This is a genomic window from Pseudomonas sp. PKS (assembly GCF_051913525.1).
Lineage (GTDB): Bacteria > Pseudomonadota > Gammaproteobacteria > Pseudomonadales > Pseudomonadaceae > Aquipseudomonas > Aquipseudomonas guariconensis_D.
In genome coordinates, this window is record NZ_JBEGDO010000010.1 from 88,613 (window position 1) to 102,233 (window position 13,621).

A 13,621-nucleotide genomic window follows, 5' to 3' on the forward strand; every position below is an offset into this window, starting at 1 on the left:
TTGCGGTGCGCGATCCAGGCTCAGTCAGCCTTCTTGCGGATCCAGTACAAGTAGGTGCCGGCCTGCTCCTGCTGCTCCAGCAACTCATGGCCCAGGAAGTTGCAGAACTTGGGGATGTCGCGGCGGGTGGAAGGATCGGTGGCGATGACCTTGAGAAGGCCGCCGGCCGCCAGGTCACGCACGTGCTGGTGCAGCATCATCACCGGCTCCGGGCAGTTCAGGCCGGTGGCATCGAGAATGGCGTCAGGGGTGAATTCGGTCATGGGGGGCTCCACAAATGATGGGGCATTGTCGCGCATCGGACGACGGGGTCCAAGAGGGCTGTGCCAGCTCCACGACAGTGGGCGCTGGCACAGCCTGTGGTCGATCAACGCGACTTGAGGTCCAGTCGGCGCAGATGACAGGTGACTTCCTCGCGGTCGTGGTACAGCTGCTTGCAGGCGATCGATACCTTGACCTTGCGCGCTTTGAAGCCCGCCTCGATCCGGTCGAGCAGGCGGCGTACTTCGGCATAGCGCTGCTTCATCGGCAGCTTGAGATTGACCACCGCCTCACGGCACAGCCCCTCCCCCAGCCAAGTCTCGATCAGCGAGGCGGTACGCGCAGGCTTCTCGACAATGTCACAGACCATCCAGTCCACGGTCTGCTTGGGCTGCCAGGTGAATCCATCGGCCATCAGATGCTGGACCAAGCCGGTTTCCATCAAGCTTTCGGCCATTGGGCCGTTGTCGATGGCCGTCACCAACATGCCACGCTTGACCAGTTGATACGTCCAACCGCCCGGCGAGGCACCCAGGTCCACGCCGGTCATGTCGTCGTTCAGGCGCAGGTCCCACTGCTCACGTGGGATGAACTGGTGCCAGGCCTCCTCCAGCTTGAGGGTCGAGCGGCTGGGTGCTTCACGGGGGAACTTCAACCGCGGGATACCCATGGGCCAAAGGGCCGAATTGTTCGACTCGGCCAGGCCAACGAATACCCGGCGCCCACTGATAAAGGTCAGTAGCAGGCGCGGTCCTGCGGCATTCTCGACCAAGCGCCCGGCCTTCTGCAGGGCCTTGCGCAGCGGCACTTCGAATTTACGGCAGAAGGTCGAGAGCTCCTTGCCCTCGTTGCTGTCGAGCACCTCCAGCCACAGGCTGCCGAACACCGGGTAATCGGCCAAGTGTTCGAGCAAGACGCTGATCCGGTCGCTCTCCGGCAGTTCGACGAACGCCCCCCGGGCCCACTGGCGCGGGAAGATCAGTCGCTCGAAACGCAGTTCACGCATCAAGCGCTCGCCGCCATCGGGCTCGGCACAGACGAACTCGGCGCAGGCGCTCTGCGGCTTGCCCCTGGCGTAGCCGGCGATGCCCAGAAGGGCGGCGTGTTCGCTGATTTCGGCGCAGACCTCGCCCTCGAAACCGGGCCGGCAATGCATGAACAGGGTATTCATCTTTTACTCCACGTCGCTGGCCTGGATCGCCAGCCTTGATCCGGCGCAAGGCAGGCGCCGGCAGGGCGGCGATGATAAAGGAAGATCGGAACCTGCGACATGCCCCACCTGTCCAGAAGTGGGTCAGGGCCGGCAAACCGGTCTACCCTGACCATTCAGCCAGGCCCGTTGCGTGCGGGCCGTTACAGAGCGGTGATACCGGCATCCATTGGCCTGTGTGGCAAGTCCGCACACTCGAAGCGGGAATGACCGGACACCGGCGCAGAAGGAGTTGGCAATGCCCTCGCTCGATAGCCTGAAGACCCTAAAGACCCTCAAGGTGGCCGACCACACCTATCATTATTTCAGCCTCGCCGAGGCAGCCCGGCAGCTCGGCGACCTGCAGCGCCTGCCCATGTCGCTCAAGGTACTGCTGGAGAACCTGCTGCGCTGGGAAGACGGCAAGACCGTCACGGGCGATGACTTGCGCGCCCTGGCCAGCTGGCTGGGCGAGCGTCACTCGGATCGGGAAATCCAGTACCGCCCCGCACGGGTCCTTATGCAGGACTTCACCGGCGTACCCGCAGTGGTCGACCTGGCTGCCATGCGTGCCGCCATGGCCAAGGCCGGCGGCGATCCGCAACGGATCAACCCGTTGTCCCCGGTTGACCTGGTGATCGACCACTCGGTGATGGTCGACCGTTACGCCAGCCCCGCCGCCTTTGCCCAGAACGTCGACATCGAGATGCAGCGCAACGGCGAGCGCTATGCCTTCCTGCGCTGGGGCCAGAGCGCCTTCGACAATTTCCGGGTGGTGCCGCCGGGCACCGGCATTTGCCACCAGGTCAACCTGGAGTACCTAGGCCGCACCGTCTGGACCCGCGAGGCCGACGGCCGTACCTATGCCTTTCCCGATACCTTGGTCGGCACCGACTCCCACACCACCATGATCAACGGCCTGGGCGTGCTCGGCTGGGGCGTGGGCGGCATCGAGGCCGAAGCGGCGATGCTTGGCCAACCGGTGTCGATGCTGATTCCCGAGGTGATCGGCTTCAAGCTGACCGGCAAGCTGCGCGAAGGCATCACCGCCACCGACCTGGTGCTGACTGTCACCCAGATGCTGCGCAAGAAAGGTGTGGTGGGTAAATTCGTCGAGTTCTACGGCGATGGCCTGGCCGACCTGCCCCTGGCCGACCGCGCCACCATCGCCAACATGGCACCTGAGTATGGCGCCACCTGCGGTTTCTTCCCGGTGGACCAGGTGACGCTCGATTACCTGCGTCTTTCGGGGCGCCCGGAGGATGCAGTGCAATTGGTCGAGGCCTATTGCAAGGCACAGGGCCTGTGGCGCGTGCCCGGCCATGAACCGACTTTCAGCGATACTCTGTCGCTGGACATGCACGATGTCGAAGCCAGCCTGGCCGGACCCAAGCGCCCACAGGACCGGGTGGCCTTGTCGCAGGTCAGCCAGGCCTTCGATGGCTTCATCGAACTGCAGCCCAAACCGCTGGCCAAGGAGGTCGGACGCCTGGAAAGCGAAGGAGGCGGCGGCGTGGCCGTGGGCAACGCCGACCAGGCCGGGGAAATCAACTATACCCATGACGGCCAGACCCACACCTTGCGTGACGGCGCAGTGGTGATCGCCGCCATCACATCCTGCACCAACACCTCCAACCCCAGCGTGATGATGGCAGCCGGTCTGGTAGCCAAGAAAGCCATCGAAAAAGGTCTCACCCGCAAGCCCTGGGTGAAAAGCTCCCTGGCCCCGGGTTCCAAGGTGGTCACCGACTACTTCAAGGCAGCCGGCCTGACGCCTTACCTCGACCAACTCGGCTTCGCCCTGGTCGGCTACGGATGCACTACCTGCATCGGCAACTCCGGCCCACTGGATGACGCCATCGAGCAGGCCATTGGCAGCGCCGACCTCACGGTGGCCTCGGTGCTCTCGGGCAACCGCAACTTCGAAGGCCGTGTGCACCCGCTGGTCAAGACCAACTGGCTGGCCTCTCCGCCGCTGGTGGTGGCCTACGCCCTGGCCGGCAGCGTGCGCACCGACCTGACCCGTGACCCGCTGGGCACCGGCAAGGATGGCCAGCCGGTGTTCCTGCGCGATATCTGGCCCAGCCAGCAGGAGATCGCCGAGGCGGTGGCCAAGGTCGACACCGCCATGTTCCACAAGGAATACGCCGAAGTCTTCGCCGGCGATGCCCAATGGCAGGCCATCGAGGTGCCCCAGGCGGCCACGTATGTCTGGCAGGACGACTCTACCTACATCCAGCATCCACCGTTCTTCGACACGATCGGCGACCCGCTGCCACAGGTCCGCGATATCCAGGGCGCCCGCATCCTGGCCCTGCTCGGCGACTCGGTGACCACCGACCACATCTCCCCGGCAGGCAACATCAAGGCCGAAAGCCCTGCCGGTCGCTACTTGCGCAGCAAGGGCGTGGAGCCACGGGACTTCAACTCCTACGGCTCACGACGCGGCAACCATGAGGTCATGATGCGGGGTACCTTCGCCAACATCCGCATCCGCAACGAAATGCTCGCCGGCGAAGAAGGCGGCAACACCCTGCATATACCCAGCGGCGAGAAGCTGTCGATCTATGACGCGGCCATGCGCTACCAGGGCGAAGGCACCCCGCTGGTGGTGATCGCCGGCCAGGAATACGGCACAGGCTCCAGCCGCGACTGGGCCGCCAAGGGCACTAACCTGCTGGGCGTGAAGGCTGTGCTGGCGGAGAGCTTCGAACGTATCCACCGCTCCAACCTGGTAGGGATGGGCGTGTTGCCGTTGCAGTTCAAGGCCGGTGAAAACCGCAAGACCCTTGGGTTGACTGGCAAGGAGCGCATCGACGTACAGGGCCTCACCGACACGCAGTTGCGCCCCGGCATGACTCTGGCGCTGCGTATTACCCGCGAGGACGGGCAGCAGCAACAAATAGAAGTACTGTGCCGGATCGACACCCTGAACGAAGTGGAATACTTCAAGTCAGGCGGCATCCTGCACTATGTGTTGCGCCAACTGATTGCAGCCTGATCGTACATCGGGGCGCCTAGGCCCTATCACCGACGCAAACCCAGGTGGTGTCCTGAGCGCCACCTGGGCAGTCGAAAGGATTTCGACGACGTCATGACAAGGAATTCCCATGTATCCGCTTTCCTGGCCGGCACTGATCCCGCTCTGTTTCGGTTACGGCCTGGCCTTGATCTACGGCAGCCTGGGCCTGTCCAGCCTACCCACCTTTGGCGCCCTGGTCTGCGCCGCTCTGCTGGCCCGCCGTGCGGTGCGCTGGCAACAGGTGGCGGGGCACGCGCTGTTCATCGTTCTGGCCATCGCCTTGGCAGTGCACTGGCTACCTGGCTTCCAGGGCGCCAAGGTGATCGACCAAGCGATCTTCAGCGACGGGGCCCTGCCCTTTTCCATGTACCTGAATCTCGACAAGCCGCTGATCGGCTTCTGGCTGTTGTTGACGTGCCCGTGGGTGCTGGCCTGGCGCGGGCCCGCCTGGTGCACCAGCCTGGCATTCATCCTGCCACCTACCGCGCTCGCCTGCCTCGGCGGCGCTTGGGCGCTAGGCGTAGTGGCCTGGGCACCTAAATGGCCGGATCAGGCCTGGCTCTGGCTGGTGAACAACCTGATCCTGGTCAGCCTCACGGAGGAGTTGCTGTTCCGTGGCTACATCCAAGGTGGCTTGCAACGGCTATTGGGCCATGAGTATCTGGCGCTGTTCGCCGCCGCATTGCTGTTTGGCCTGGCCCATCTGGGAGCAGGCTGGCAGTGGTTCTGCCTGGCCAGTCTCGCCGGCATCGGCTACGGCCTGGCTTACCGCCGGGGCGGGTTGATGGCGGCGGTGTTTTGCCATTTCGGTCTCAACCTTGTCCATTTTGCAGGCTTTAGCTATCCGATGCTGGCACTTGACTAAACAATCGGTCATGATCAGACCAATGCGTCACAAAACCGTAAAAATCGGCAATATAGACGCCAAATGATGGAAAAACAGGCATTTCTTTACTCAGGTGCTGGTGCTATTCATTGCGCCAGATCAAGTAAATTAAATAAACATTCAATAAAACCGGCGGCTGGCCGATACGGATTCAAAGCCTTGCGGATTGAACCTCATGCGTAACAACCAACCGATTACCCAGAGAGAGCGGACGTTTCCTGCTGAACAGCGGTTGATCTCCACCACCAACGCCAAGGGGGTGATCACCTACGTCAACGATGCGTTCATCGACATCAGCGGCTTCTCCCGCGAGGAACTGACGGGGGCGCCTCACAACTTGGTCCGTCACCCCGATGTGCCACCGGCGGTGTTCGCCCACATGTGGCAAACCCTCAAGCAGGGCCTGCCGTGGATGGGGATCGTCAAGAACCGCTGCAAGTCCGGCGATCATTACTGGGTCAACGCCTACGTAACGCCGATCTTCGACAATAACCAGGTAGTCGGTTATGAGTCGGTGCGGGTCAAACCCACGGCCGAGCAGATCCGCCGCGCCGAGGCGTTGTACCAGCGCATCAACCAAGGCAAGCCTGCGGTCCCACGCCGCGACAAGTGGCTGCCCGTCCTGCAGGATTGGCTGCCCTTCATCCTGGTCAGCCAGATCGGCTTCTTGATCGGCAACTGGCTGGGCCACTCCTGGGGGTTCGCCCTGGCTGCAGGCCTGTCGGTGCCGCTGGGCCTGCTTGGCCTGAGCTGGCAACAGCGCGGCCTCAAGCGCCTGCTGCGCCTGGCCGAACAGACCACCTCCGATCCGTTGATCGCCCAGATGTTCACCGACAGCCGCGGCGTGCAAGCGCGCCTGGAAATGGCCATGCTCAGCCAGGATGCTCGCCTCAAGACCTGCCTGACCCGTCTGCAGGACAGTGCCGAGCAGCTCAGCGACCAAGCACGCGAGTCCGACACCCTGGCCCACCAGAGCTCCACCGGCCTGGAGCGTCAGCGAGTGGAGACCGAGCAGGTCGCCGCCGCGGTCAACCAGATGGCAGCCACCACCCAGGAAGTGGCCAACCATGTGCAGCGCACCGCCGATGCGACCCAGGAGGCCAATCGCCTGACCAGCCAGGGTCGGCAGATCGCCGGAGAAACCCGCGAGGCCATTGCTCGACTGTCCCAAGCCGTTGGCGAAACCGGGCAGACCGTCACCCAACTGGCCAAAGACAGCGACGAGATCGGCGGCGTGGTCGATGTGATCAAAGGCATCGCTGACCAGACCAACCTGCTGGCCCTCAACGCCGCCATCGAAGCTGCCCGCGCAGGTGAGATGGGCCGTGGCTTCGCGGTCGTGGCCGATGAAGTCCGCCAACTGGCTCAGCGCACCGCAGAGTCCACCGGGCAAATCCACAGCCTGATCGCCAAGTTGCAGCAGACCGCCAGCAATGCCGTGCAGACCATGGAGAATGGCCATCGCCAGGCCCAAGAAGGCGTGGAGCGGGTGATGGAGGCTGACCAAGCCCTGGTAGGAATCAGCGAAGCGGTGGCCAACATCACCGACATGGCCACCCAGATCGCCGCAGCCACCGAGGAGCAAACCGCTGTGGCCGACGAGATCAGCCGCAACATCAGCACCATCGCCGACCTCGCCGACCAGACTGCCGAACAGGCCCAGCGCTCTGCCCTGCTCAGTGAAGAACTGACCAGCACCGCAGGCAGCCAGTACTCGCTGGTGGAACGCTTCAACCGCTGACGCACGTCGGCACAAGCCCGCCTCTACAGATGCAATACCCACCTGTAGGCGCGGGCTTGTCCCTCACCCCGAGCGATTTCACCAATCCAGCGTGAGTCGGCTCTCGAAGTAACGCATATCCCCGGTCAGGGGATCCTCGAAACGCAAACTGTGCGCCAGCAGCTTCAACGGTCGCTGGTAATCGTCCTCATCCTTCGAAAGCTGCGGATAGAACGGGTCATTGCAGATACCCGCGCCCAACGCTGCCATATGCACCCGCAACTGGTGCGTCTTGCCCGTCACCGGCGAGAGGCCGTAGCGCCACAGTTCGCCGTTCTTCTCCAGCACCTCGGCGAGGGTTTCGCTGTTCTCCACACCGTCCACCTCGTGCATGCGGAAGAAGGGCTCGCCATGCACCAAGCGGCTACGGTGCACCAACGGGAACTCTCGCTCGGGCAGTGCCGCCGCGATGGCCTGGTAGCGTTTGTCGATACGTCGCTCGGGGAACAGCCGCTGATAGGCGCTGCGGGTCTGCGGATTGGCGGAGAACAGCACCAGGCCCGCGGTATGCCTGTCGATACGGTGCAATGGCACCAGATGCGGGTTGCCCAGACGGCGAATCAGGCGGCGCAGCAAGGTCTGTTCGACGTACTCGCCGGTCGGTGTGACCGGCAGGAAATGTGGTTTGTCCGCCACCACCAGGTGCTCATCGACGTGCAGGATCGACTCCTGTACGGGTATCGGCTTTTCATTGAGCACTTCGCGAAAATAGTGCAGACGCATGCCCCGACGGTAGGGAAAGTCCGCCGCAATGGGCTGCCCGTGTGCATCCAGCACCCGGCCACGGGAGAAGCGGTCCAGCCACTGTTCACGATCGATGCCCTTGAAGTGATCGCACAGGCAATCGAGCACCGTTTGCCAGGAGCCCGGAGGCAGGCAGACGGTACTGGCTTGCTGATGGGCGGGATCGAAAGGTGCGGTCATGACAGGGCTCGGAAATTCAAAGGCGGGCATTATCCCCCATGGCTACAGGCTCAACCAGCCTCGGCCTGCAGTTCAATGCGCTCCTTGAGCCAGCGCAGTACCTGCACGGGCTCCCAGCGGGCAGGATCGTAAAGGGCATAGATCAGCCCTTGGTAACCCACCACATCCAGCGCACGGTGATAGCCCGCGCGCTGGAACAACGCCTCGATCTCGGCGAAACAGGTGTTGAAATGGACTTTGCCGAACGGAGTCCGGTCGTCGGTCACCAGGCCTTCGAGGCGCAGTTCCAGCACGGCCTCGCATACCTGCTCGGGCGGCATGCGATTAACGCTGTACTTCAGTTGCTCGACGTTGAACATGGGTGCATCCGCATACTGTATTTATATACAGCATACGGATTCGCCCAAGCCTGAGTCAACGACTCAACCCAGAAACGCCACGACCTGCTCGGCATCGAACGGCCAACCCAGTTCGGCGCCGGTGTCGCAGCGGCGAAGTACCGGAATGCGCAGCCCATAGCGCTCGAACAGGGCCTCGCTCTCAGCGATATCGACCAGCTCCACCAATAGGCCATGCTCGATGAACGGCATCAGCATGGCCTCGGCGACTTCGCACAAGTGGCACCCCAAGGTGCCGAACAGTTGGCATTCAGGCAGCATGGATACGCCTCGACTCTGCGGGAACGGGATATCCATTCTAGGACCATGCCCGCTCCCACGCATCTGACACGCGTCAATCTTGGCTGGTCGCTCCGATGCGGTGCAGCGACAAGTCTGCGCCCTGGAATTCCTGCTCATGGCTAAGACGCAGCCCGTGTACCCGCTTGATCAGGCCATAGACCACAAAACCACCAGCCAACGCCACGATCACACCCGCCAGGCTGCCCACCAACTGGCTGCCCAGACTGACGCCCCCCATCCCGCCGAGGGCCACCTGCCCGAAAATGCCGCAGGCGATACCGCCCCAGACGCCACACAGGCCATGCAGCGGCCAGACCCCAAGTACATCGTCGATCTTCCAGCGGTTCTGCGCCGCGGTGAAGCACCAGACGAACAGCACGCCAGCGACCAAACCCGTGGCCAGCGCTCCGACAGGGTGCATGACGTCCGAGCCGGCGCACACAGCCACCAATCCGGCCAGCGGGCCGTTGTGCAGAAAGCCCGGGTCGTTACGGCCGGCCAGCAAGGCCGACAAGGTGCCGCCGACCATGGCCAGCAGCGAGTTGATCGCCACCAGTCCACTGACCCCTTGCAAGGTCTGGGCGCTCATGACGTTGAAGCCGAACCAGCCGATGATCAGGATCCACGACCCCAGTGCCAGGAATGGGATGCTCGACGGTGCGAAGGCCACCAGGCGCCCTTCGCGGTAGCGTCCACGGCGCGCACCGAGCAGCAGCACCGCCGCCAGCGCCAGCCAGCCGCCCATGGCATGCACCACCACCGAGCCGGCAAAGTCATGGAACGGCGCTCCGAAGCGCGCTTGCAGCCAGGCCTGCAGCCCGAAGTTGCCGTTCCACACCACGCCCTCGAAGAACGGATAGACCACTGCCACGATCAAGGCCGTGGCGCACAGCTGCGGCACGAAGCGGGCGCGCTCGGCGATGCCCCCGGAGATGATTGCCGGGATCGCCGCCGCGAACGTCAGCAAGAAGAAACATTTGACCAGCGCATAACCGTGGTCATCGGCCAGCGCTGCGGCGGGATGGAAGAAGCTCACTCCATAGGCCACCCAATAGCCCACAAAGAAGTACACCAAGGCCGAGATCGCGAAGTCGCTGAGGATCTTCGACAAAGCGTTGACCTGGTTCTTGTGACGTACAGTCCCGACCTCCAGAAAGGCAAACCCCGCGTGCATGGCTAGCACCAAGATGGCGCCCATGAGGATGAACAAGGTATTGGAGCCGTGAACGAGGGAGTCCATCGCGCTGTGCATGTTTTCCATGAATAGGCAGACCTGCTGAAAAAGGCACCAGGACAGTTCAAGAGCCCGCATCCATGCACCGATTCGGTGCCAGGCCTCTGCCCTGTTTCGGTGAGCCGGAAGAGACCTGCGTGGTTTTTTCTTGGGTTTGTCGTGGATTGGGTTAAGGTTTATCGGTATCGCATGGCCCGCGCACGCATTCGGCGCGGCCGCGCTCCGTGAGGTAGCAAGGGCCGTACCAGTGGCCATACTGAACCTTCCACCAACCCCATCACTCGAAATAGCCACACACTTCTACAGGGAGAGCCTCCATGGCCAGCAAATCGGCAAAGACTGCTCAAGAGATACTGATGGCTGACTTTCAGGCCTTGGTGCGCGACACCGAAAAGCTGCTCGCCGACACCGCCAACCTGGCGGGCGACCAGGCCGACGAACTGCGTGGGCAGCTTCATGACCGTCTGGCCCAGGCCCGCGAAACCCTGCAACTGACCCAGGACTCGGTCCGCGAACGTGGCCAGGCAGCGCTGGGCAGCGCCGAGCAGTACGTCCAGGAAAACCCTTGGCAGGCCATCGGCATTGCCGCCGGCGTTGGCCTGTTGATCGGCCTGCTGGCCAGTCGACGTTAAGGGGTGAGCATGGACAACGACGCCCCCGGCACCAGCGCATCCGGCAAGCGCCTCGGCGCGGCGTTGCTCGGCCTGATGCACAGCCACATCGAGCTGTTCGGCATCGAGTTGCAGGAACAGAAATCCCGCACCCTGAGCCTGCTGCTGTTCGCAGGCCTCGCCCTGGTGTTCGCCCTCCTGCTGCTGACGGCCCTGTCGGGCTTGGTGCTGGTGTTGCTGTGGGACAGCTATCGCCTGGCTGGCATCATCGGCTTGTGCGTGTTCTACGGCATCGCCGCCCTGTACTGTGGACTGCGCCTGAAGGCGGCGGTGTTCGATGAGTCGTCCCCCTTCAGTGCCACCCTCGAAGAACTCGCCAAGGACAGGGAGCGCCTGTTGCCATGAGCCTGCCCGAACTGCCCAACACCCGTAATCCCCGTGAACTGCGCAAGGCGTTGCTGCGCCTGCGCCTTGAAATGCATCGCCAACAGATCCAACACGAGTCGGCACAACTGCTTGAGCCGGTCCGCCGCCTGCGTGGCATGGGCGATTCACTGCAAGACGGGCTGGGGATCAAGCATGCGCCGCTCTGGGGCCTGGGCGCAGTGGTCGCCCTAGGATTTCTCACCGGCAAAGGCGTGCGCAGCGGCAACCTCGGCAGGCTCGTGCGCCTGGGCACCAGTCTGGCACCGCTGGTGCGATTGTTCCTGCGCAACAGCCGGCGCCCCTGATCGATCGCGCCCGCTGCTTGCACGGGCGCGCCCGACACGGGAAGCTATGGCGTCCACCTGACGGGAGATCGAGCCTTGGACTGGCACACCCTGCTGACCCGCGAACGCCTGGGCAAAGCCCTGTACAGCCCCGAGGAACTGGGGCGCAGCCCCTTCCACAAAGACCATGACCGCATCATCTTCTCCGGTGCTTTTCGCCGCCTGGGACGCAAGACCCAGGTCCACCCCGTTTCTAGCAACGATCACATCCACACCCGCCTGACCCATTCCCTGGAGGTCAGCTGCGTCGGCCGCTCACTGGGCATGCGCGTTGGCGAGACCCTGCGCGACCGCCTGCCGGCCTGGTGCGAGCCCAGCGACCTGGGCATGATCGTGCAGTCGGCGTGCCTGGCCCATGACATCGGCAATCCGCCTTTTGGCCACTCCGGCGAAGATGCCATTCGCCACTGGTTCCAGCAGGCCGCCGGACGTGGCTGGCTGGACGACATGAGCGATGACGAGCGCGCCGATTTTCTCAACTTCGAAGGCAATGCCCAGGGATTTCGTGTACTTACCCAACTGGAATACCACCAGTTCGACGGCGGCACCCGCCTGACCTACGCCACGTTGGGCACCTACCTCAAATACCCATGGAGCGCCCGCCACGCCGACGCCCTGGGCTACAAGAAACACAAGTTCGGCAGCTATCAGAGCGAACTGCCGCTGCTCGAGCAGATCGCCCGCAAGCTCGGCTTGCCGCAGCTCGAACAGCAGCGCTGGGCGCGTCATCCGCTGGTGTACCTGATGGAGGCGGCGGACGACATCTGCTACGCCTTGATCGACCTCGAAGACGGCCTGGAGATGGAGTTGCTGCAGTACGCCGAGGTCGAGGCCTTGCTGCTCGACCTGGTGGGTGACGACTTGCCCGAAACCTACCGTCAACTGGGGCCCAAGGACTCACGGCGACGCAAACTGGCGATCCTGCGAGGCAAGGCCATCGAGCACCTGACCAATGCGGCAGCCCAGGCCTTCGTCGAACAACAGAGCGCCTTGCTGGCCGGGCACCTACCTGGCGATCTGGTCGAACACATGCACGGTCCAGCCAAGCGTTGCGTGCTCCAGGCCAAGGACATGGCCCGCAAGAAAATCTTCCAGGACAAACGCAAGACCCTGCACGAGATCGGTGCCTACACCACCCTCGAGATTCTCCTCAATGCATTTTGTGGGGCGGCATTGGAGCAGCACGGCGGGCGCACACCTTCCTTCAAGAGCCGGCGTGTACTGGATTTGATCGGCAATCATGCTCCAGACCCGCATGACTCGCTGCATACAGCCTTCCTACGCATGATTGATTTCATCGCCGGCATGACCGACAGCTATGCCAGCGAGATGGCCAGTGAAATGACTGGACGCTCCAGTCCCCTCTGAGGACTAGGTAACCAATGGTCTTGAGGGCTGGTATTTGAAGGAAATTTCTTATTAGCCCTCAGTAGAATTAAACATTAACCAATATCTAAAAATATAAAGTTACCAAACCACACCCCATTGGCGACGCCAACACGCTCAACTCGTAGCGCGCGTAGCTTTTTACTGTAGGTATTTTCCCATATGCGAGTCGCGGCCGCTCCTCGCATGTCCGACGACTTCCAACTGAGCTAAGGTGCGCATTATTTCCGACACCCGCCGCATGGAAGTTAAATATGCACTCTGTATATATTGTCGATGATCATCCTGTTATCCGCATGGCGGTTCGCATGTTGCTGGAAAACCAAAATTACAAGGTCGTCGGTGAGTCGGACAATGGCGTCCATGCCATGCAGATGGTCCGAGAGACACGCCCCGACCTGGTAATCCTCGATATTGCCATCCCCAAGCTCGATGGCCTCGAGATTCTTTCCCGCTTCCAGAGCATGGCCTTGCCCCTGAAAGTGCTGGTACTGACAGCACAATGCCCTGCCCTTTTCGCAGTCCGTTGCATGCAATCGGGAGCCGCCGGATATGTCGGCAAACAGGAGGACCTGAGTGAACTGCTTAGCGCAATAAAAGCCGTACTCTCCGGTTACAACTATTTTCCCAGCCAGGCGGTTAACACCAGCCAGGTTATTCCAGACCATGAGATACGACTTTTCCGACACGTTAACGACAGAGAACTTATGGTTTTGCAACTTTTCGCCCAAGGAAAGAGCAACAAGGAAATTGCGAAGGGCATGTTTCTGAGTAACAAAACCGTCAGCACCTACAAGAAGCGCTTGATGCAAAAACTTCAGGTCCAGACGCTGGTCGACCTGATCGATGTTGCCAAACGCAACGCGCTGGTTTGAGGT

14 protein-coding genes are annotated in these 13,621 nt (G+C 62.3%); 8 read left to right on the forward strand and 6 right to left on the reverse strand.

The features are described 5' to 3' along the window. Window positions 1-20: 20 nt before the first annotated feature. Window positions 21-263, reverse strand: a complete 243-nt coding sequence (tusA, locus tag ABOA88_RS12885) for a sulfurtransferase TusA (RefSeq protein ID WP_043206710.1) — start codon at window positions 261-263, stop codon at window positions 21-23. A 104-nt stretch (window positions 264-367) separates the two neighbouring features. Then, window positions 368-1,432 (reverse strand): 23S rRNA (cytidine(2498)-2'-O)-methyltransferase RlmM, encoded by a 1,065-nt coding sequence (gene rlmM, locus ABOA88_RS12890; RefSeq protein ID WP_196169902.1) that lies wholly within the window; start codon window positions 1,430-1,432, stop codon window positions 368-370. A 277-nt stretch (window positions 1,433-1,709) separates the two neighbouring features. Between rlmM and acnA the strand changes: the two genes are divergently transcribed. The 3 genes from acnA to ABOA88_RS12905 all read left to right on the forward strand — a co-directional run bounded on the left by acnA (window position 1,710) and on the right by ABOA88_RS12905 (window position 7,099). Beyond that, window positions 1,710-4,451 (forward strand): aconitate hydratase AcnA, encoded by a 2,742-nt coding sequence (acnA, locus tag ABOA88_RS12895; protein ID WP_367851667.1) that lies wholly within the window; start codon window positions 1,710-1,712, stop codon window positions 4,449-4,451. Window positions 4,452-4,560: 109 nt separating this feature from the next. Continuing rightward, window positions 4,561-5,337 carry a CPBP family intramembrane glutamic endopeptidase gene (locus tag ABOA88_RS12900; protein WP_367851668.1) on the forward strand — a complete coding sequence of 259 codons (777 nt, stop codon included), beginning with the start codon at window positions 4,561-4,563 and terminating at the stop codon, window positions 5,335-5,337. Between the two features lie 196 nt (window positions 5,338-5,533). Then, window positions 5,534-7,099: a methyl-accepting chemotaxis protein gene (locus tag ABOA88_RS12905; RefSeq protein WP_196169905.1), complete on the forward strand. Its 1,566-nt coding sequence runs from the start codon at window positions 5,534-5,536 to the stop codon at window positions 7,097-7,099. A 78-nt stretch (window positions 7,100-7,177) separates the two neighbouring features. Here ABOA88_RS12905 and ABOA88_RS12910 read toward each other — a convergent pair whose 3' ends face one another. The 4 genes from ABOA88_RS12910 to ABOA88_RS12925 form a co-directional block, all read right to left on the reverse strand. Next, window positions 7,178-8,062 carry a pseudouridine synthase gene (locus tag ABOA88_RS12910; RefSeq protein ID WP_196169906.1) on the reverse strand — a complete coding sequence of 295 codons (885 nt, stop codon included), beginning with the start codon at window positions 8,060-8,062 and terminating at the stop codon, window positions 7,178-7,180. 50 nt (window positions 8,063-8,112) lie between these two features. Next, window positions 8,113-8,421 carry a transcriptional regulator gene (locus ABOA88_RS12915; protein WP_196169907.1) on the reverse strand — a complete coding sequence of 103 codons (309 nt, stop codon included), beginning with the start codon at window positions 8,419-8,421 and terminating at the stop codon, window positions 8,113-8,115. 63 nt (window positions 8,422-8,484) lie between these two features. Then, window positions 8,485-8,721: a glutaredoxin family protein gene (locus ABOA88_RS12920; protein ID WP_043206719.1), complete on the reverse strand. Its 237-nt coding sequence runs from the start codon at window positions 8,719-8,721 to the stop codon at window positions 8,485-8,487. Between the two features lie 73 nt (window positions 8,722-8,794). Beyond that, window positions 8,795-10,003 carry an ammonium transporter gene (locus tag ABOA88_RS12925; protein ID WP_367851669.1) on the reverse strand — a complete coding sequence of 403 codons (1,209 nt, stop codon included), beginning with the start codon at window positions 10,001-10,003 and terminating at the stop codon, window positions 8,795-8,797. Window positions 10,004-10,293: 290 nt separating this feature from the next. Here ABOA88_RS12925 and ABOA88_RS12930 point away from each other — a divergent pair, with 290 nt between their 5' ends. From ABOA88_RS12930 to ABOA88_RS12950, 5 genes are all read left to right on the forward strand, one after another. Beyond that, window positions 10,294-10,608: a DUF883 family protein gene (locus tag ABOA88_RS12930; protein ID WP_196169909.1), complete on the forward strand. Its 315-nt coding sequence runs from the start codon at window positions 10,294-10,296 to the stop codon at window positions 10,606-10,608. 9 nt (window positions 10,609-10,617) lie between these two features. Further along, a complete protein-coding gene (locus tag ABOA88_RS12935) occupies window positions 10,618-10,992 on the forward strand; it encodes a phage holin family protein (RefSeq protein ID WP_196169910.1) in 375 nt (124 codons plus the stop codon). Then, window positions 10,989-11,318 (forward strand): hypothetical protein, encoded by a 330-nt coding sequence (locus tag ABOA88_RS12940; RefSeq protein WP_196169911.1) that lies wholly within the window; start codon window positions 10,989-10,991, stop codon window positions 11,316-11,318. The genes ABOA88_RS12935 and ABOA88_RS12940 overlap by 4 nt, the downstream gene beginning before the upstream one ends. A gap of 75 nt (window positions 11,319-11,393) precedes the next feature. Further along, window positions 11,394-12,725 (forward strand): deoxyguanosinetriphosphate triphosphohydrolase, encoded by a 1,332-nt coding sequence (locus ABOA88_RS12945; protein ID WP_196169912.1) that lies wholly within the window; start codon window positions 11,394-11,396, stop codon window positions 12,723-12,725. A gap of 272 nt (window positions 12,726-12,997) precedes the next feature. After that, window positions 12,998-13,618: a response regulator gene (locus tag ABOA88_RS12950; RefSeq protein ID WP_367851670.1), complete on the forward strand. Its 621-nt coding sequence runs from the start codon at window positions 12,998-13,000 to the stop codon at window positions 13,616-13,618. Window positions 13,619-13,621 lie beyond the last annotated feature (3 nt).